This window comes from Achromobacter mucicolens, assembly GCF_029866465.1.
Lineage (GTDB): Bacteria > Pseudomonadota > Gammaproteobacteria > Burkholderiales > Burkholderiaceae_B > Achromobacter > Achromobacter mucicolens.
Window position 1 is genome coordinate 5,272,754 of the sequence record NZ_CP123364.1, and the last position, 18,081, is coordinate 5,290,834.

General features: G+C 65.7%; 16 protein-coding genes. 7 read left to right on the top strand and 9 right to left on the bottom strand.

Going from position 1 to position 18,081, the window contains the following annotated elements; all coding sequences use genetic code 11:
• Positions 1–20: 20 nt before the first annotated feature.
• From QEP15_RS23980 to proB, 5 genes are all read left to right on the top strand, one after another.
• The gene (locus QEP15_RS23980) at positions 21–779 is read left to right on the top strand and encodes an IclR family transcriptional regulator (protein WP_280148195.1); all 759 of its coding nucleotides are present in this window, start codon (positions 21–23) and stop codon (positions 777–779) included.
• Between the two features lie 269 nt (positions 780–1,048).
• Positions 1,049–1,360, top strand: a complete 312-nt coding sequence (rplU, locus tag QEP15_RS23985; protein WP_006216228.1) for a 50S ribosomal protein L21 — start codon at positions 1,049–1,051, stop codon at positions 1,358–1,360.
• A 34-nt stretch (positions 1,361–1,394) separates the two neighbouring features.
• Positions 1,395–1,655, top strand: coding sequence for a 50S ribosomal protein L27 (gene rpmA / locus QEP15_RS23990; RefSeq protein WP_006389959.1), 261 nt, complete (start codon positions 1,395–1,397; stop codon positions 1,653–1,655).
• A 201-nt stretch (positions 1,656–1,856) separates the two neighbouring features.
• Positions 1,857–2,993: a GTPase ObgE gene (gene obgE / locus QEP15_RS23995; RefSeq protein WP_152382859.1), complete on the top strand. Its 1,137-nt coding sequence runs from the start codon at positions 1,857–1,859 to the stop codon at positions 2,991–2,993.
• A 55-nt stretch (positions 2,994–3,048) separates the two neighbouring features.
• Positions 3,049–4,185: a glutamate 5-kinase gene (gene proB / locus QEP15_RS24000; protein ID WP_056319998.1), complete on the top strand. Its 1,137-nt coding sequence runs from the start codon at positions 3,049–3,051 to the stop codon at positions 4,183–4,185.
• Here the strand turns inward: proB and QEP15_RS24005 are convergent.
• Positions 4,154–4,819 carry a response regulator transcription factor gene (locus tag QEP15_RS24005; protein ID WP_280148196.1) on the bottom strand — a complete coding sequence of 222 codons (666 nt, stop codon included), beginning with the start codon at positions 4,817–4,819 and terminating at the stop codon, positions 4,154–4,156. The genes proB and QEP15_RS24005 overlap by 32 nt on opposite strands.
• A 103-nt stretch (positions 4,820–4,922) precedes the next feature.
• Between QEP15_RS24005 and QEP15_RS24010 the strand changes: the two genes are divergently transcribed.
• On the top strand, positions 4,923–5,372 hold the full coding sequence (locus QEP15_RS24010; protein WP_063952153.1) for a helix-turn-helix transcriptional regulator: 450 nt from the start codon (positions 4,923–4,925) through the stop codon (positions 5,370–5,372).
• 204 nt (positions 5,373–5,576) lie between these two features.
• Here the strand turns inward: QEP15_RS24010 and QEP15_RS24015 are convergent, their stop codons facing one another.
• Complete coding sequence (locus QEP15_RS24015) at positions 5,577–6,140, bottom strand: SecDF P1 head subdomain-containing protein (RefSeq protein ID WP_056320000.1); 564 nt, start codon at positions 6,138–6,140, stop codon at positions 5,577–5,579.
• A 395-nt stretch (positions 6,141–6,535) separates the two neighbouring features.
• On the opposite strand from QEP15_RS24015, the gene thiC reads away from it, so the two are divergent.
• Positions 6,536–8,449, top strand: a complete 1,914-nt coding sequence (gene thiC / locus QEP15_RS24020) for a phosphomethylpyrimidine synthase ThiC (RefSeq protein ID WP_062838980.1) — start codon at positions 6,536–6,538, stop codon at positions 8,447–8,449.
• Positions 8,450–9,585: 1,136 nt separating this feature from the next.
• On the opposite strand, the gene QEP15_RS24025 is transcribed toward thiC, so the two are convergent.
• The 7 genes from QEP15_RS24025 to gpmA all read right to left on the bottom strand — a co-directional run bounded on the left by QEP15_RS24025 (position 9,586) and on the right by gpmA (position 17,875).
• A complete protein-coding gene (locus QEP15_RS24025; protein ID WP_142052483.1) occupies positions 9,586–10,998 on the bottom strand; it encodes an FAD-binding oxidoreductase in 1,413 nt (470 codons plus the stop codon).
• Positions 10,995–11,714 carry a FadR/GntR family transcriptional regulator gene (locus tag QEP15_RS24030; protein ID WP_217618587.1) on the bottom strand — a complete coding sequence of 240 codons (720 nt, stop codon included), beginning with the start codon at positions 11,712–11,714 and terminating at the stop codon, positions 10,995–10,997. The genes QEP15_RS24025 and QEP15_RS24030 overlap by 4 nt, the downstream gene beginning before the upstream one ends.
• 167 nt (positions 11,715–11,881) lie before the next feature.
• Complete coding sequence (locus QEP15_RS24035; RefSeq protein ID WP_056319751.1) at positions 11,882–13,072, bottom strand: GGDEF domain-containing protein; 1,191 nt, start codon at positions 13,070–13,072, stop codon at positions 11,882–11,884.
• 104 nt (positions 13,073–13,176) lie between these two features.
• A complete protein-coding gene (locus tag QEP15_RS24040; RefSeq protein ID WP_128829518.1) occupies positions 13,177–13,935 on the bottom strand; it encodes a HesA/MoeB/ThiF family protein in 759 nt (252 codons plus the stop codon).
• Positions 13,932–15,377 (bottom strand): S41 family peptidase, encoded by a 1,446-nt coding sequence (locus tag QEP15_RS24045; RefSeq protein WP_152382862.1) that lies wholly within the window; start codon positions 15,375–15,377, stop codon positions 13,932–13,934. Before QEP15_RS24045 ends, QEP15_RS24040 begins: the two co-directional genes overlap by 4 nt.
• Before the next feature lie 136 nt (positions 15,378–15,513).
• Entirely contained in the window at positions 15,514–17,115 is a 1,602-nt protein-coding gene (locus tag QEP15_RS24050) for a murein hydrolase activator EnvC family protein (RefSeq protein WP_280148197.1), read from the bottom strand.
• 7 nt (positions 17,116–17,122) lie between these two features.
• Positions 17,123–17,875 (bottom strand): 2,3-diphosphoglycerate-dependent phosphoglycerate mutase, encoded by a 753-nt coding sequence (gpmA, locus tag QEP15_RS24055; RefSeq protein WP_180097276.1) that lies wholly within the window; start codon positions 17,873–17,875, stop codon positions 17,123–17,125.
• Positions 17,876–18,081: the final 206 nt, after the last annotated feature.

Consider the following 18,081-nt stretch of genomic DNA (forward strand, 5'->3'; position numbering starts at 1 on the left):
CTGTCCAACATATTGGAATCATGGCCGCCGATTACGACGTTCCCGCCATCCGCCGCACCCACGACATCCTGCGCGTGCTGGCCGGCCGCCCCGCTCCGGTAAAGGCCGCGGAGCTGGCCCGCGCCTGCCAGATGCCAAAGAGCACGCTGTACCTGCTGCTGGACTGCCTTGAGCAACGCCGCTGGGTCGAGCGCCTAAACGGCGGCTATATCGTCGGACTGGAACTGATGGCGCTAGGCGCTGCGTACCTGCGCCACGACGGGCTTCAGACGGCCTTTCATCAGGCGGCCGGCGCCTTCGTGGCCCGCTGCAACGAGGTCGTGCAACTGGCCGCGCTCGATGGCTTTGATGTGGTCTACCTGGCCCGGGAGGACGCGCGCCGGCCCGTGCGCCTGGTGTCGGACCTGGGTCTGCGGCTGCCCGCACATGCGTGCGCGCTGGGCAAGGCCCTGTTGGCCAGCCTGCCGCCCGACGACCTGGCCGCCCGGCTGCCCGAAACACTGCCCCGCGTCACCGACCGCACGATCGCCGACGCCGCCCACCTGCACCGCGAACTGGACGACGTGCGGCGCCACGGCCTGGCCCACGACCGGGAGGAAGTCGCCACCGCCCTCGTGTGCTTTGCGGCCTTTGTGGGCGTGACACCCCTGGGCAAGCGGGTGGCGGTCAGCACGTCCATCCCCACCGACCGCCTGGACGACGCCCACCGGCAAGCCGCCACGGAAGGCATCCGCCGCGTGGCGCGCGACATTGCGCTGCGCGTGATTCCGGGCGCCTGAAGCCTGCACGCCACACCTAAGCCCTTAGCCTGCAACAGCTTTTTGACTTTCCAAAAGTCCCGGGCTAATATCTCGGATTCGGTCAGCAATGGCCGAATTACGTCGGTTGTTCGTGCACGCCGCCTGGCATCATCGCAAGTCCTGATTCAGCGGACTTTCGGCTAGTACAAGCGCTAGTACCAGCACTGGTACGGCAGGCCAGCACGGCATTCTTGCCCAGCAGGGCAGGCAGCACGAACGAACCCATTTACCTATTTAAGGAATACCCCATGTACGCGGTCGTAAAAACCGGTGGCAAGCAGTATCGCGTTGCCGCTGGCGAAAAACTCAAGATAGAACAGATACCGGCTGACATTGGGCAAGAAATCACCCTGGACCAAGTGCTGTCCGTGGGCGAAGGCGACCAACTGAAAGTTGGCACGCCCCTCGTCTCCGGCGCCGTGGTCAAGGCAACGGTTCTTGCGCAAGGCCGCCACGACAAGGTCAAGATCTTCAAGATGCGCCGTCGCAAGCACTATCAGAAGCGTCAGGGCCACCGTCAGAACTACACCGAAATCCGCATCGAAGCCATCACGGCTTAAGAAGCGACTCGGTACCACTTAGCAGGAGCTAAACATGGCACAGAAAAAGGGCGGCGGCTCTACGCGGAACGGACGCGACTCAGAATCGAAGCGTCTGGGCGTCAAGGCATTCGGCGGCGAATTGATTCCCGCTGGTTCGATCATCGTGCGTCAGCGCGGTACTCGCTTCCACGCTGGCGTGAACGTCGGCATGGGCAAGGACCACACCCTGTTCGCGCTGGTCGACGGCAAGGTTCAATTCGGCTTCAAGGGCGCATTGAACAAGCAGACCGTTTCGATCGTCGCTGCCGAGTAATCGGTTAGCAAGCCCGCGGACTTCACGTCCGCGGTCGCATACGGTCTGGGACGCGGTCCGCCGCAGTTCCCGAACGGCAAAAGCCCTGTCGCGTGCGGCAGGGCTTTTTTGTTTGAAGGCAATTGGCGAGTAAGCTCTCTTTTGCCTCCCGGCGGCTCCCCGTGTGGACGCCCGCCCTCACCCACTACACGCGCATACACCATGAAATTCGTAGACGAAGCCACCATTGAAGTGGTCGCCGGCAAAGGCGGCAATGGCGTGGCGAGCTTTCGCCGCGAAAAATTCATTCCCCGTGGCGGCCCCGACGGCGGCGACGGCGGCCGTGGCGGCACCATCTACGCGGTGGCCGATCGCAACATCAACACGCTGATCGATTTCCGCTATGCACGCCTGCACCGCGCCAAGAACGGCGAAAACGGCCGCGGCTCGGACCAATACGGCGCTGCCGCCCCGGACATCACCCTGCGCGTGCCGGTGGGCACGATCATCCATGACGCCGAAACCGGCGAAGTCCTGTTCGACCTGAACAAGCACGAACAGAAGGTGGTGCTGGCCGCCGGCGGCCAGGGCGGCATGGGCAACATCCATTTCAAGTCCAGCGTGAACCGCGCGCCCAAGCAATGGACGCCCGGCAAGGAAGGCGAACACCGCCACCTGCGCATGGAACTGAAGGTGCTGGCCGACGTGGGCCTGCTGGGCCTGCCCAATGCCGGCAAGTCGACGCTGATCACCCGCATTTCCAATGCGAAGCCCAAGATCGCGGACTACCCCTTCACCACGCTGCACCCGAACCTGGGCGTCGTGCGCACGTCGCCGTCGCGCAGCTTTGTCGTGGCCGACATTCCGGGCCTGATCGAAGGCGCCTCCGAAGGCGCCGGCCTGGGCCACCTGTTCCTGCGCCATCTGGCGCGCACCCGCGTGCTGCTGCACCTGGTGGACGTGTCCACGCCGGATCCGGACGCCGATCCCGTCGAGCAGGCCGTCGCCGATGCGCGCGCCATCGTCGAGGAACTGCGCCGCTATGACGCCGACCTGGCCGCCAAGCCGCGCTGGCTGATCCTGAACAAGCTGGACATGGTGCCGGATCCCGAGGACACCAAGCGCCGCTTCCTCGAGCTCTACGGCTGGACCGGTCCGGTGTTCGGCATCTCGGGCCTGTCGGGAGAAGGCACGCAGGACCTGATCTACGCGCTGCAGGACTACCTGGACGCCGAGCGCGAAAAGGAACAGCTTGCGCAGGATCAGGCCGAAGGCACCTACGTGGCGCCGGACCCGCGCTTTGACGACACGCGCACCGACGCAGACAAGCCGGCCGCGCCGCGCGGCGGTAACGAATAAGCCATAATCGCAGTCCTTTCGATTACGCTTTTTTTCGCCGCAGCCGGCCGCCATCATGTCTGCTGAATCACCTGCCGTTTCCGTCGTCACCCACGCCCAGCGCATCGTCGCCAAAGTCGGCTCATCGCTGGTCACCAACGAAGGCCGAGGCCTGGACCGCGCCGCGGTCGCCCACTGGGCCGCACAGATCGCCGCCCTGCACAAGCAGGGCAAGCAGATCGTGCTGGTGTCCAGCGGCGCCATCGCGGAAGGCATGGCGCGCCTGGGCTGGCGCAAGCGCCCGTCCGTCATGCACGAACTGCAGGCCGCGGCAGCCGTGGGCCAGATGGGACTGTGCCAGGCCTATGAGGCCGCCTTCGCCGAACACGGCCTGCGCACCGCGCAGATTTTGCTGACCCACGAAGACCTGGCCGACCGCCACCGTTACCTGAACGCGCGCAGCACGCTGTTTGCCCTGCTGCGTTTGGGTGTCGTGCCCATCGTGAACGAAAACGACACGGTCGTGACCGACGAAATCCGGCTGGGCGACAACGACACGCTGGGCGCGCTGGTCACCAACCTGATCGAAGCCGACACGCTGGTCATCCTGACCGACCAACGCGGCCTGTACGACTCCGACCCGCGCAAGAATCCGCAAGCCAAGTTCATGTCGCACGCCCAGGCGGGCGACCCCGCGCTAGAAGCCATGGCGGGCGGCGCGGGCAGCGGCATCGGCACCGGCGGCATGCTGACCAAGGTGCTGGCCGCCAAGCGAGCGGCCCACAGCGGCGCGCATACCGTCATCGCCTCGGGCCGCGAACGCAATGTGCTGACGCGCCTGGCTCAGGGCGAGTGCATCGGCAGCGAACTGCAGGCGGTCGTGCCGGTGTGGTCGGCGCGCAAGCAGTGGCTGGCCGATCACCTGCGCCTGCGTGGCCGCGTGGTGCTGGACGACGGCGCCGTGCAGGCGCTGCTACGCGAAGGCAAGAGCCTTCTGCCTATCGGCGTGACCGACGTGGAAGGCGAATTCGGCCGCGGCGACGTCGTGGCCTGCGTCGACAGCCAGGGCCATGAATGCGCCCGCGGGCTGATCAATTATTCGTCGGCCGACACGCGCCGCATCCTGCGCCAGCCTTCGTCGCAGATCGCGCGCATCCTGGGCAGCATGACCGAACCCGAGCTCATGCACCGGGACAATCTGGTCGTGCTGTAGGAAGGCGCGGCAGCAGGATATATCCCCACCCCCGCACCGCCAGCAACGGAAGATCGATATTGAACCGGCGCGCCTTGTTGCGCAGCCGAGACACGACCACGTCCACGCGCCTTGCGCTGTCCAGGGGATCGCGCGCTTGCGCGGGAAAGAAGCTTTCGCGATGAAGACAGTGCCCGGGCGCATTGAACAACCGGATGAGAACGGCGCGCTCGCGCAGGGTAAGCGGCAGGCGTTCACCGCGGGGGCCCACCAGCATGCGGCCAAATGCCACGACGCGCCAGTCGCCCGGTCCGCACCGCGCGCGCCGGCACAGGCTGCGCAGCAGCGCGTCCCACTCCAGAAGCTCCATGTCCGCCGGCACGCAGGCGTCGACCCCTGCGTCCAGCGCCGCCGCGCGCTGCGCCGTGGTGGCGCCGCCGTCCTGCCACACCACCCGCGCGCCCGGCGCGGCTTGGCGCACGCGGTCAACAAGATCCGCCTTGCTGTCGCAAGGCCCTTGCACGACAAGCAGATCCGGCGCGTCACCGGACACGTGTTGGAGCAGGGCGTCCACCGATGCAAAGACGCGCGTGTCCCAGTCGAATTGGCGCAGCGCACTGGCCAGCCGCCACCCCGCAACGTCCTCGGATCGCACGATAAATACGCTGCCCCGCTCCCACATGCGACCTTTCCTCTGTTATCACCCTAGTGTTATTTATATCCACCAACGTGACAGATCGGCAAGCTTCAATCGCCCTGTGAAAACATTCTCAGACCGACTGAAGCATGCGCGTCTTCTTCGTGGCCACACGCAGAAGGCGCTCGCCCGTCTGGTGCGCATCTCGCAAAGCGCGATCGGCAGCTACGAAAGTGGTCTGCGGCATTCAAGCCGATCCGCGCGCAAGCTGGCGCAGGTGTTGAAGATCGAAGTCGAATGGCTGGAGACCGGCAAGGGTCCCATGGAGCTTCCCCTGGACGCCTACGACCTGAGCAATACTTTGCCAGTATCAGGCGTTTCCGAATCGGCGCCGCGCCCCGGCGGCCGGCCCCGTCCGCTGGCGCCGTGGCCCTATCCCAACATTTCACCGTCGCAATTCGAATCGCTGACGCCCGACGAACGGGCAATGCTCGAAGCGTTAACCCAGACCTTCATCGAAACGACACTGCTTCGCCGCGGCATCAAGCCGCGCGGCCGCAAGATCGGCTGATCGCGGCCCCTGCCCGCGGCCCGCTGCATATCGGGCCACGCCGCGACCACGCTTCAAGATCAAGACACTGCGAGCCGCATCGGGCGGACCAATTTGTCCCGTTCTCGCGGACGCCTGGCGCGCACGTTGAATGCGCCTTCCAGGACAAAAATGCAGACGAAAAAAAACCGGCCACGTAAGCCGGTTTTTTTGCGCACCCCGAGATCAGGGTTTGGCAGCGGGTGCCGGCGCGGGTGCCGTTCCGCCTGCGGCGGGCACGGCATCGCCACGGATGCGCGCGGCGATTTCGGAGGCCGCCTGGGCCGAGGGCACGCCAAAGGCCAGGACGCCACGGTTCAGGGGCTCGCCGATGAGCGGCGCGGCAACCAGTTCCTGATCGATCACCAGGGCCAGCACGCTGCCGACGTTGGCGGTGCTGACGGCGGTCAGCTTGCGGGTGCCGGCTTCGGAGAAGCGCAGACCCACGAAGTTCTGGCCTTGGCGATCCACCAGCGCGGCGGCATCGGTCAGGTCGGCGCGCGTGAGCACGGGCGTTTCCTGCAGATAGAGCTTGCCGTCGGGCAGGTTCACTTCACGCAGGCCGGCGCCGGGTTCGCGCTTGGCCAGATAGAAATCCACGCGCGCGGCGGCCGCGGGCGTGGTCGATTGCTGGCCCGCCGGGGGCGTGGCCGTGGCGTCGGACGTCTTAGTCGGGGCCGTCTTGCAACCCGCTAGCGCCAATGTCACGACTACGAGGGCGGGCGCCAATGTGCGTAGGTTCAGTTGCATGCTCGATTCCTTCTTAAGTGGGCTGATGCCGGACGGTAAGACTCTAAGACTGTACACGCGGCGTGTGGAAAAAAGTGTACCGAACCTGCATGGCGGTGTCTGTCTAGACTGAATCCAAATGTAAAGCAGTAATACCAGCCTCGTTCAAATGCCCTATCCGCGCGGGTTGCGAGGGTGCTCGCAGATTGTTCAATGCGCCGCGTCTGCTTGGCTCTATACTGCGCGTTCACGCAGGGGTACTCGTCCCGCCATCGACGGCGGCGACGTGTTGAGAGAGTCCCTTCGTACCAGTACGGATAATGCCGATGCTGGGAGCGTATTCCCGCCACGCGTGTTCGCACGTCCTTGGCGGGAGTCCATCCCGATCGGCTCCAACCACTCGCTTGGAGCTTTCCATGAACGCAAATCCCAAATTTTTGGCCGCGACCGCCGAAGTCGACGCTGCGGCCGTCGCACCGCTGCCCAAATCACGCCGCGTGTATGAAGTGGGCTCACGCCCGGACATCCGGGTCCCCTTCCGGGAGATCGAACAGGACGACACGCCGACGATGTTCGGCGGCGAAAAAAATCCGCCGCTGACGGTGTATGACTGTAGCGGTCCCTACACGGACCCGGACGTCAAGATCGACATCCGCCGCGGCCTGCCGGAACTGCGCCGCGCGTGGATCGAGGAACGCGGCGACACGGAGCTGCTGTCCGGCCCGACCAGCGACTACGGCAAGTCGCGCCTGACCGATCCGAAGCTGACGGCGATGCGCTTTGACCTGCAGCGCCCGCCGCGCCGCGCAAAGTCCGGCGCGAACGTTTCGCAGATGCACTACGCGCGCCGCGGCATCATCACGCCGGAAATGGAATACGTGGCGATCCGCGAAAGCCTGCGCCGCGAGCACTACCTGCAAACGCTACGCGACAGCGGCCCCGACGGCGAAAAGATGGTCAAGCGCCTGCTGCGCCAGCACCCGGGCCAATCGTTCGGCGCGGCCATCCCCGCCGCCATCACGCCGGAGTTCGTGCGTGCCGAAGTCGCCCGCGGCCGAGCGATCATCCCCGCCAACATCAACCACCCGGAAGTGGAGCCGATGGCCATCGGCCGCAATTTCCTGGTGAAGATCAACGCAAACATCGGCAATTCCGCGGTCAGCTCGGGCATCGGCGAGGAAGTGGAAAAGATGACGTGGGCGATCCGCTGGGGCGGCGACACGGTGATGGACCTGTCGACCGGCAAGCACATCCACGAAACCCGCGAGTGGATCATCCGCAACTCGCCGGTGCCGATCGGCACGGTGCCGATCTACCAGGCACTTGAGAAGGTGGACGGCAAGGCCGAGGACCTGACCTGGGAGATCTTCCGCGACACGCTGATCGAGCAAGCCGAGCAAGGCGTGGACTATTTCACGATCCACGCAGGGGTGCGCCTGCCGTTCATCCCGATGACCGCGGACCGCATGACGGGCATCGTGTCGCGCGGCGGCTCGATCATGGCCAAGTGGTGCCTGGCGCATCACAAGGAGAGCTTCCTGTACGAACGCTTCGAAGAGATCTGCGAAATCATGAAGGCGTACGACGTGAGCTTCTCGCTGGGCGACGGCCTGCGTCCGGGCTCGGGCTACGACGCAAACGACGAGGCGCAATTCGCGGAACTGAAGACGCTGGGCGAGCTGACGCAGGTGGCGTGGAAGCACGACGTGCAGGTGATGATCGAAGGCCCGGGTCATGTGCCGATGCAGATGATCAAGGAAAACATGGAGCTGCAGCTGGAACACTGCCACGAGGCGCCGTTCTACACGCTGGGCCCGCTGACGACGGACATCGCCCCGGGCTACGACCACATCACGTCGGGCATCGGCGCGGCGCTGATCGGCTGGTATGGCACGGCGATGCTTTGCTACGTGACGCCGAAGGAACACCTGGGGCTGCCGAACAAGAAGGACGTGAAGGACGGCATCATCACGTACAAGATCGCGGCACATGCGGCGGACCTGGCCAAGGGACATCCGGGCGCGGCGATCCGCGACAACGCACTATCGAAGGCGCGCTTCGAGTTCCGCTGGGACGATCAGTTCAACCTGGGTCTGGATCCGGATACGGCGAAGGAATTCCACGACGAGACGCTGCCTAAGGATTCGATGAAGGTGGCGCACTTCTGCTCGATGTGCGGCCCGCATTTCTGCAGCATGAAGATCACGCAGGATGTGCGGGATTATGCGGCGGCTCAGGGAGTCAGCGAGAAGGAAGCGCTGGCTAAGGGGATGCAGGAGAAGTCGGTGGAGTTTGTGCGGAAAGGGAGTGAGGTTTATCACCGGCAGTGAATTGTTGGCGGGGGATTTAGGTTGATGGAGTGAAGGGGTTGCGGCATTCGGCTTGCCGCTTGCGGCTTGCGGCTTGATGCTTGCGGCGGATCGGGTTCTTTAGACGCCCGGCGCGTCGTGGGCCTGGGGCGGACGGGGCTCCGATTGCGGTCCGGAGCCTTCGCTCCGGACTGCCCCGTCCTCAACCTCGTCCGCCTTCGGCTCCCTTCGGTTTCCGTCGGGCGCATCTAAACGCCCCGCCCGCCCCAGGCCCACGCCACACCGGGCTCTACGGTTGAATCTTTACGGGCGGCGGGGCGAGCCGGGTTCTTGGCGTTCTTGCACGCAGTCGTTCGGGAGAGAAACGTCTTGCGGTGCCCGCCCCCGGGCGGCCGCGCGGGCGGCCTTCGTGGGCTTACGCGGTGTCTTGCGTCGTCGCTATGACGCTTCGCGTGTGGCTGCTTCCTCTCAAGGTGTCTGACACCCTGGTGAGAGGCGCTTCATGCGAGTTCACCCCCCGAGGGTGTCAGACACCGACAGCGGCAAACGCGCTCGCCAAGTTCCGGCACGACCGCCATTGATCGTCAATTGAACTCCAGTGCTCGATGGGCGGCGCGCGTAGAGGTGGGCAGGTTGTAGCTGGCCGTCGACGCGCGCCGCCCATCACCGCCCCCCCCCCCCGTCGGAGAGCACCATTAGCAAGCCGATCCCCGCCAGCGCGCTAGCGCACACCCTCACGACGTACCAGCACCCAAATGCCGATTGCCGCCGCCCGGGCGGCAGCAATTCGGCGGCCCCGCAGATCTCCTGCCCTGACCACAGGTCTTGAAGCGCCACATACCAAAGACCCTCGCAGCACGGCGTCGCGGTCACCGTGGGTGCGAGCGCCGTCGATGCGCCCGAGGGAATCTGAAGGGAGCCGAAGGCGGACGAAGATGACAACGGGGAAGTCCGGAGCGAAGGCTCCGGACCGCAATCGTGGGCGATCGTGCCCACGGTGACCGCGGCGTCGGGCGACCTACGAAGATCCGACGCAACTATGAAGATCTAAAGCAACTACGAAGATCCGCCGCAACTACAAAGATCTAAAGCAACCAAGAAGATCTAACGCCACGACAAAGCTCCGTCCCCCCCCCCCCGAAGATCCAAACCAACGCCTACAACAACTTCCCAGGATTCATAATCCCCGCAGGATCCATCACCTTCTTGATCTCCCGCATCAACCGTAACTCCACGGCATCCTTGCTATGCAGGAAATGCTCACGCTTGAGCTGACCAATTCCGTGCTCAGCCGAAATACTCCCCCCATACCGGTTCACTTCATCCAACACCGCATCCGTGATCGCAGCCCCATGCTCCGCGACCCAGTTGCGGTCGGCGCCTGCCGGGCGGGACAGGTTGTAGTGCAGGTTGCCGTCGCCGAAGTGGCCGAAGATGAACGGGCGGATGTCGGGGTACAGGGCGCGTACGCGCGCTTCGGCCGACTGCATGAAGTCGGGAATGCGCTCGATCGGCAGCGACACGTCGTGCTTCAGGTGGGGGCCGTCAGCGCGTTGGGCTTCGGAGATTTCCTCGCGCAGCTTCCACAGCGTCTGCAATTGGGCCAGTGACGCCGAGACCGCGGCGTCCAGGCACAGGCCGCGTTCAAGCGCCGTGCCGATGACGTTTTCGAGCAGCGTGTTGAGCGCGGCCTCGTCGGTGGTGTCGGCCAGTTCCACCAGCACATAGGCCGGGTAGCGTTGTTCGAAGGGCTCCTGCACGCCCTCGGCGTGCGTCAGCACCAGGTCCAGGCAATCGCCGGTGAAGAATTCGAAGGCTTGCAGGCGTGCGCCGCATTGTTCGAACAGGATCTCGAACAGTTGCAGCGCCTGCGCCGGGGATTCGACGGCGGCCAGCACGACGGAGCGCACGTCGGTGCGCGGGTACAGACGCAGCGCGACGGCGGTGATGATGCCGAGCGTGCCTTCCGACCCGATGAGCAGTTGCTTGAGGTCGTAGCCGGTGTTGTCCTTGCGCAGGGTACGCAGGCCGTGAAAGATTTCGCCGGTGGGCAGCACCGCTTCCAGACCGAGGACCAGTTCGCGGGCCATGCCGTAGCGCACCACGTTCACGCCGCCGGCATTGGTGGCGACGTTGCCACCGATCTGGCTGGAGTCTTCCGCAGCAAGGCTGAGCGGCAGCAGGCGGCCGGCGTCCTGGGCCGCGCGGCGCAGGTTGCCGAGAATGGCGCCGGCTTCTGCGACCATCGTGTTGGCGACGGTGTCGATGGCGCGCACCGCATTCATGCGGTCCAGGCTGATGACGACGTTGTTCGCGCCGCCGTCGGGCGTGGCGCCGCCGCACAGCCCGGTGTTGCCGCCGCGCGGCACAACCGGCACGCCGGCTTCCTGGCACAGGGCAAGGCATGTGGCGACCTCGGCGGTCGTGCGCGGACGCACGACAGCTTGGGCCTGGCCGTTATACAGGCCGCGCCAGTCGGACAGCCACGGGGCGATGTCCGCCGGGTCGGTGAACACGGTATCGGGGCCCAGGGCCTGGACCAGCCGTTGAGAAAAGTCGGTTGCGCTCATGAGATGTGGGATGCAGCGGGAAAAAGAAGATCGAGTTGCAGGCGGCCGGCGGCTTGCTGCAGGTGGCGGATGGCGGCTTGGCGGGCGCGGTCCGGATCGCGCGCGCGGATGGCCTCGAACACGGCGACGTGTTCCTGGTGCACGGCGGCGGTGAGGCCTTCTTGCAGGAGGCTGTTTGACCGGGCAGTGCTGACGGCCAGGCGCAGCTGCAGGTTCAGGTATTGCAGCAGGTCCTGATAGTAGCTGTTGTGCGTGGCCGTCGCGATGGCGACGTGAAAGGCGATGTCGTGTTCGACGCCCGCTTCGGGGTGGTCCAGATGGGCTTGAAGCGAGGCGAGGGCCGATGCCATGGCGTCCAGGTCCGACGCCGTGCTGCGAACCGCAGCCAGCGCGGCTGCGCCGCCTTCCAGTTCCATGCGCAGTTCGTAGACATTGGCGAGCTTGTCGCGGTCGACCGCAATGCCGGTGGACACCTGAAAGCCCTGTGCGCCCGTGCGCGAGACGACCGTGCTGCCCGACCCCTGCCGGCTTTGGATCAGGCCCTGCGCGCGCAGGCGTTCCGTGGCTTCGCGGATGACGGCGGCGCTGACGCCGTACTGTTCGGCCAGCACACGGCCGGACGGCAGCTTGGCGCCGACGGCATGGATGCCGTCGGCGATTTCGCTGGCGAGCTGGCGGGCGACCTGCTCGGTCAGGGTGAGGCTCTTGGTCAACATGAGCGGATTATAGGCAGATTTTTCAGGTTATCTGATAACTTTAATTGTTTCAGAGTGCCGGCCATGCGGCCCGTATGCCGTGATGGTGAAGCGCGAAAATCAGTGAACGGCGTCCAGATTTGGACAGATTCGGCCCCGCACGGCCGCGGCGGACGAGCGCCGTCGCTTCAAGCGGCGACCGACGCGCTTTGCAGGCCTTCGCTTTCAGCGATGACTTGGCCTTGGTCGACCACGCAGCAGCGGCCGCCCTGCGCCTTGGCCCGGTACAGCGCCGCGTCGGCGGAATCCAGCGCGCCTTGCGGGGTGCGGTTGGCGCCCGACATGATCGAGATGCCGATGGACAGCCCCACGCAGACCCGGTTGCCGTCGGCCAGCGTGATGGGCTGCGAGACGTCGCGCAGCAGATGCTCGCCCAGCCGCAGCGCGGCCGTGGCGTCGATGCCGGTGACCAGGACGATGAATTCGTCACCCCCGATTCGCGCGGCCACGTCGTCCACCCGCAGCATGGCCCGCATGCGCTCCGCGATGGTCTTGAGCACCTGGTCGCCCCCGGCGTGTCCGTGGGTGTCGTTGATCCGCTTGAAATCGTCCATGTCCATGTACAGCAGCGCGGCGGCGCTGTCATGGCCGCGCGCGCTGCTACACACACGCTCCAGCGCCGCCAGCAGGCCGGCGCGGTTGGCCAGGCCGGTCAGCGCGTCTTCGCTGGCGCGCCGGTCGCTGTCCCGCTCGGCCAGCATGGTGGACACCAGAATCCGGTTGAGCCGGTGCGAGGCGATGACCATGCTGATGAGATAAAACGGGATCTGGATGAAGACGATCGCCATCACCCATTCGCCCGTGAACAGGGCGCCCAGGCACATGGGGCCCAGGCTCAGGAAGATCATGGCGCCTACCAGCCGGGGCGCGCCGTAGTTGCGAAAGCAGATCCCGCCCGCCATGGCGCCGCACGACACGCCGGCCAGCGTCGCCGCCAGCCAGTCCCCATTCAGCAAGGTGACGAACACGCCATAGCCCACGCTGAACGCCCAGAGCAGCGCCAGCAGGATGTAGAGATCGGTATAGGTGTTGCCGCCCTTGGGGGCCGCCCGCAAGGCGGCGCGCAGAATCGTGACGCGCACCAGCGCGAGCACGATCTCCAGGATCAGCCACGAGACGTAGAGCGGTTCGGGCCGGCGCCACGCGACGACGCCCGAGATCATCAGGGTGTTGATGACCCCGCCGGCAAAAATGGGGAGCGTGCCGAACAGACTGGCAATGAGCGCCGCGCGGATGTCCGCAGGCGTGTCATGCCCGGAATGCGTCAGCCAACGCGTCAGCCGCCACTTGGGCAAGCTGAACTTCAATCCTGTATCCACGCCGTCATATCCATGACCATCTACCCGAATTCAGTAGGCTGGCTGGCGTTATAGCAGGTATTTGAAACCTTTAGTATTGTCCTTGGGTGCAATACGGGCGGGCTTTACCCGTGCCCGCGGTGCCCGCAAACCGTGCATTCCGGGTCGCGCTGCACGTTGACGCTGCGCCATTGCATGGTGCGCACGTCCAGCCAGAGCAGGCGTCCGGACAGGCTTTCGCCCACCCCGGACAGCAGCTTCAGGGCTTCGGCGGCCTGCATGCTGCCGATGATGCCGACCACCGGCGCGAACACGCCCATGGTGGCGCAGTTGGCTTCCTCGACGTCGTCGGCTTCGGGAAACAGGCAGTGATAGCACGGTGCGTTGTCGTCGCGCAGGTCGTAGACGCTGACCTGGCCGTCAAAGCGGATCGCGGCGCCGGAAACCAGCGGCTTGCGATGCTGCACGCAGGCGCGATTGATGGCGTGACGGGTGGTGAAGTTGTCGGTGCAGTCCAGCACCAGGTCCGCCTGGGCGACCGCGTCGGACAGGGCCTGGTCCTTCAAGCGCTCGACCCGGGCATGAACGCGGGTCTGCGGATTGAAGGCGCCCAGCATGTCGCGGCCGGACTCGGCCTTGGGACGGCCGACGCTGGCGGTGGTGTGCAGGATCTGGCGTTGCAGATTGCTCAGTTCGACGACGTCGTCGTCGGCCAGCGTGATGTCGCCCACACCGGCGGTGGCCAGGTAGAGCGCGGCGGGCGAACCCAATCCGCCCGCCCCCACGATGAGCACACGCGCCGCCAGCAGTTTTTCCTGCCCTTCGATCCCGAGTTCGTCCAGCAGGATGTGGCGGGCGTAGCGCAGCAGTTGCTCGTCGTTCATTTGTCCTTGCTGGGCTCGACTCCGGTCGGCGTGATCTTCATGCGCTGGGGCGTCCCGCCGCCGGCCTTGGCGTCAGCCTTGGCCTGGGCGCGGGCCGAGCCCTTCTGCACCGGCTTGCCGGCCAGCAGGTTCAGCGCCTGCTGAAGCTGGAAGTCGTCCTTGCCGCCGAATTCAAACACCTTGGCCGGCAGTTCCACGTTGTCCTGGTCGGCGCTGGACTTGATCTCGTTGGTGGTCTGCTGGTTCGACAGGTGGCGTTGCAGGTCGGCTTCGCGCGGCAGGCGGAACAGATCGCCGTCGGCCGTGTCGGCAACGACGTAGTCCGGCTCGATGCCGGTCGCCTGGATGGAGCGGCCGCTGGGCGTGAAGTAGCGCGACGTGGTGAGCTTGACCGCGGTGGATTCGGACAGCGGCAGGATCACCTGCACCGAGCCCTTGCCGAACGTGCGGTTGCCCAGCACCTTGGCGCGCTTGTGGTCTTGCAGCGCGCCGGCCACGATTTCGGATGCCGAAGCCGAGCCCACGTTCACCAGCACCACCATCGGGACCGTCTTGGTCCAGGCCGGCAGGCCGGACAGGTAGTTGCTTTCGCCGCGAGCATATTCCGAAGGCGTGGCCAGGTACTTGTGGCGGGCGTCCGGGGTGCGGCCGTCCGTGGACACGATGAGCGCATCTGGCGGCAGGAACGCGCCAGACACGCCGATGGCGCTGGTCAACAGGCCACCCGGGTCATTGCGCAGGTCCAGCACGAGGCCCTTGGGCGGTTCCTTCGCGCCCAGCTCCTTGAGCTGGCGGGCGAGATCGGCGCCGGTCTTTTCCTGGAACTGGGCGACGCGCACGTAGGCGATGCCGTTGTCCAGCATCTTGCTGCGCACGCTGCGCACCTTGATGATGTCGCGCACGATCTTCACGACGATCGGCTGCGGCCGGTCGGCGCGCATGATCGTCAGGGTGATGGGCGACTTGGGCGCGCCGCGCATGAGCTTGACCGCGTCGTTCAGGGTCATGCCCTTGGTGGGCGTGTCGTCGATCTTGATGATGAGGTCGCCAGCCATGACGCCCGCGCGGGCGGCGGGCGTGTCTTCGATGGGCGAGATGACCTTCACGAAGCCGTCTTCGGCGCCGACCTCGATGCCCAGGCCGCCGAACTCGCCTTGCGTCGCGGTCTGCATCTCGCGGAACGCGTCGGCATCCAGATAGGCGGAGTGGGGATCCAGGTTCGACACCATGCCGGAGATGGCATTGTCGATCAGGGTCTTGTCGTCGACGGCCTCGACGTAGTTGTTCTTGATGGCGGCAAACACATTGCTCAGTTGCCTGAGCTCGTCCAGAGGCAGGGGGCTGCCGCGCTGGGCGACCGCAGTCACGCCAACACTGAGCAACACGCCAGCCACCGCACCGATGGCAATCAGACCGAAACCGCGAAACTTACGAGTGCCCATGCACACTTCCCGAATTTTGTTTTCGCCGATGGGTTTGGTAATTTACCAACGGTATTTTTCCAACGACATTCATTTACCGACAGCATCTGCGCCGATCGCATCCCAGCAAACCGGTGCACGACCGGACGACCTACATCTACTGCGCCAGCCATTGGGCCGGGTCCACTGGAGCGCCACGATGGCGAATTTCAAAGTATAGGCCGGATTCCACTTGGCCGCCGGTTGCGCCGACGGTTGCAATAGTATCGCCGCCAGCCACCGGATCGCCCACCCGTTTGAGCAGGCTCTGGTTGTAAGCATAGACGGTCAGGTACTGCTGGCCATGATCCACAATGATCAGGTTGCCAAAGCCGCGCAGCCAATCGGCGTAAACCACAGTACCGGGGGCCACCACCTTGACGGGCGTCCCTTCTGGCGCGCGCAGCACCACGCCCCGCCATACGCCCCCGTCCGGGCGATCCACCCCGAACCTGCCCTGCACCTGGCCGCGCACCGGCATGGTCAGCCCGTGCCGCAGACCACTGCCGCCGCCCACGGGCGGCGCCTTTGCGGTCTGCTGAGCCGATGCACTGCGCGTTGGAGTGGCGGGCTCGTCAATCGGTTCCGTCTTTTTGGGCGGTTCGGCAGGCTTTGTTTGCGCCGGCGTATCGGCAGGGCCGCCAATGCGGGTCTGGCGCTGCTCGGCGGGACGCAATCCGGCGGCATCCGGGTCGGCCACGGCCACCGGGCCCCGATTCTGGCGGGCGGCCGCCTCGCCCTGTTCGCGCGCCTGGGCGGCCTCGCGGGCTTCGTTGTCGCGGCGGGCGCCGTCCTCGGCGACCTTGCGGTCGGCCTCGGCCTTGCGGCGGGCGTCCTGCGCGCGGCGTTCGGCCTCGGCGCGCTTCTTGGTTTCTTCGGCCACGCGGCGTGCTTCCTCGGCCGCACGCCGCGCCTCCTCGGCCCGGCGGACTTCCTCGGCGCGCTTGCGCGCCTCTTCCGCCTTGCGCGCGTCCTCGATCTGCTTGGCAATCGCCGCGTCCAGATCGGTGATGAGCCGCGACAGGCGCTGGTCGTCACGTCCGAGCTTGTTGGCCTCGGCGCGCTGGGCGGCGATCTGCCCTTCCAGCTGGGCCAGCAGGCTGGCGCGCTCTTTTTGCTGCGCGACCAGCGCGGTTTTCTGTTCGGAGGTCTCGGCGACCCCTTTTTCGATTTCGGCGCGGCGTTCATCCGCGCGGGCTTGCAACGCCGCCAGGCGGTCGATGTCGGCCCGCAAGGCCTTGACAGCGTCGGCCCGGGCGCGGGACACGTAGTCCAGATAGCCCAGATTACGGCCCAGCACCTGGGGATCGTCGCCGGAGAGCAGCGCCGTCCAGGGCGACAGGCCGCTGGTGTATTGGGTGCGCAGCTGGTCGGCCAGTTCGACGCGGCGCTTGGCCAGCACGGCCTCCTGCGCGGCGATCTGCTTTTCCAGCGACGCGAGATCGGCCGTCGCCTTGCGGTTGGCCTCGGCCAGTTCCTTCAGGCGCAGGTTGATCCGGGAAATGGACGATTCCGACTGCTTGAGCGCGTCGGCCGCCTCTTTGCGGGCGGCCTCGCGGTCGTCGATTTCCTTTTGCAGGCTCTCGATGCGGTCGCGCAAGGCGGCCTGCTGTTTCTCGGCATCGGACTGACGCCCGGCAAGGTCGCTGGACGCGGCGCGCGCAGGCAGCGTCCCACTGGCCAACATGACCGCCAACAACAACCCCGCCGTGCGACGCATAGAGATATCAGTCCTTCTTGGCCTTGCCCTGGGCTGCAACCGCAGCCATGGCCGCCTCGATCTCGGCGGCATCGCCCAGATAATAGTGGCGGATCGGGCGCAGGTCATCATCCAGTTCATAGACGAGCGGCTGGCCGGTCGGAATGTTCAGGTTGACGATGTCGTCGTCCGACACGTTGTCCAGATGCTTGATCAGGGCGCGCAGGCTGTTGCCGTGGGCGGCGATCAGCACCTGGCGGCCGGAACGGATGGCCGGCGCGATCGATTCATTCCAGAACGGCAGCACGCGGGCCACGGTGTCCTTCAGGCACTCGGTGGCGGGCAGCTGGTCGGCCGGAATCTTGGCGTAGCGGCTGTCGAAACGCGGGTGGCGTTCGTCGTCCAGGGACAACGGTTCCGGGGCGATGGCGTAGGCGCGGCGCCAGATCAGCACCTGCTCGTCGCCGTACTTGGCGGCGGTTTCGGACTTGTTCAGGCCTTGCAGGGCGCCGTAATGGCGCTCGTTCAGGCGCCAGTTCACGCCGACCGGGGTGTACATGGCGTCCATGGCGTCCAGCGCGATCCACAGGGTGCGGATGGCGCGCTTGAGCACGGAGGTGTAGGCCAGGTCGAAGGCGAAGCCTTCCTTCTTGAGCAGTTCGCCCGCCTTGCGGGCCTGTTCGCGGCCCGTGTCGGTCAGGTCGACGTCGGTCCAGCCGGTGAAACGGTTTTCAAGATTCCACTGGCTTTCACCGTGGCGCATCAGTACGAGTTTGTGCATGGTTTGGGGCGCCCGCAGCGCGGGTTAAAGTTGGAGGATGGTTAAGGAATGGGCTCATTTTATAATTGAGTGATTTTGCCCGTGATTCTGCCCCGGCGCACCGCGTCCATGTCCTGGACGCGATGCATCAGGGTTCGCCCCTACCCGGCTGGCCGGCGGACTTGCCGACATGCAAGCCGGCGTAGCGCCAGCCGACGTACTACAGG

What these genes read in the sequence shown, in the direction of transcription:
- QEP15_RS23980 (WP_280148195.1), top strand. Translation starts at nt 21, where the DNA reads ATGGCCGCCGATTACGACGTTCCCGCCATCCGCCGCACCCACGACATC.
- rplU (WP_006216228.1), top strand. Translation starts at nt 1,049, where the DNA reads ATGTACGCGGTCGTAAAAACCGGTGGCAAGCAGTATCGCGTTGCCGCT.
- rpmA (WP_006389959.1), top strand. Translation starts at nt 1,395, where the DNA reads ATGGCACAGAAAAAGGGCGGCGGCTCTACGCGGAACGGACGCGACTCA.
- obgE (WP_152382859.1), top strand. Translation starts at nt 1,857, where the DNA reads ATGAAATTCGTAGACGAAGCCACCATTGAAGTGGTCGCCGGCAAAGGC.
- proB (WP_056319998.1), top strand. Translation starts at nt 3,049, where the DNA reads ATGTCTGCTGAATCACCTGCCGTTTCCGTCGTCACCCACGCCCAGCGC.
- QEP15_RS24015 (WP_056320000.1), bottom strand. Translation starts at nt 6,140, where the DNA reads ATGCAACTGAACCTACGCACATTGGCGCCCGCCCTCGTAGTCGTGACA.
- thiC (WP_062838980.1), top strand. Translation starts at nt 6,536, where the DNA reads ATGAACGCAAATCCCAAATTTTTGGCCGCGACCGCCGAAGTCGACGCT.
- QEP15_RS24025 (WP_142052483.1), bottom strand. Translation starts at nt 10,998, where the DNA reads ATGAGCGCAACCGACTTTTCTCAACGGCTGGTCCAGGCCCTGGGCCCC.
- QEP15_RS24030 (WP_217618587.1), bottom strand. Translation starts at nt 11,714, where the DNA reads ATGTTGACCAAGAGCCTCACCCTGACCGAGCAGGTCGCCCGCCAGCTC.
- QEP15_RS24040 (WP_128829518.1), bottom strand. Translation starts at nt 13,935, where the DNA reads ATGAACGACGAGCAACTGCTGCGCTACGCCCGCCACATCCTGCTGGAC.
- QEP15_RS24045 (WP_152382862.1), bottom strand. Translation starts at nt 15,377, where the DNA reads ATGGGCACTCGTAAGTTTCGCGGTTTCGGTCTGATTGCCATCGGTGCG.
- QEP15_RS24050 (WP_280148197.1), bottom strand. Translation starts at nt 17,115, where the DNA reads ATGCGTCGCACGGCGGGGTTGTTGTTGGCGGTCATGTTGGCCAGTGGG.
- gpmA (WP_180097276.1), bottom strand. Translation starts at nt 17,875, where the DNA reads ATGCACAAACTCGTACTGATGCGCCACGGTGAAAGCCAGTGGAATCTT.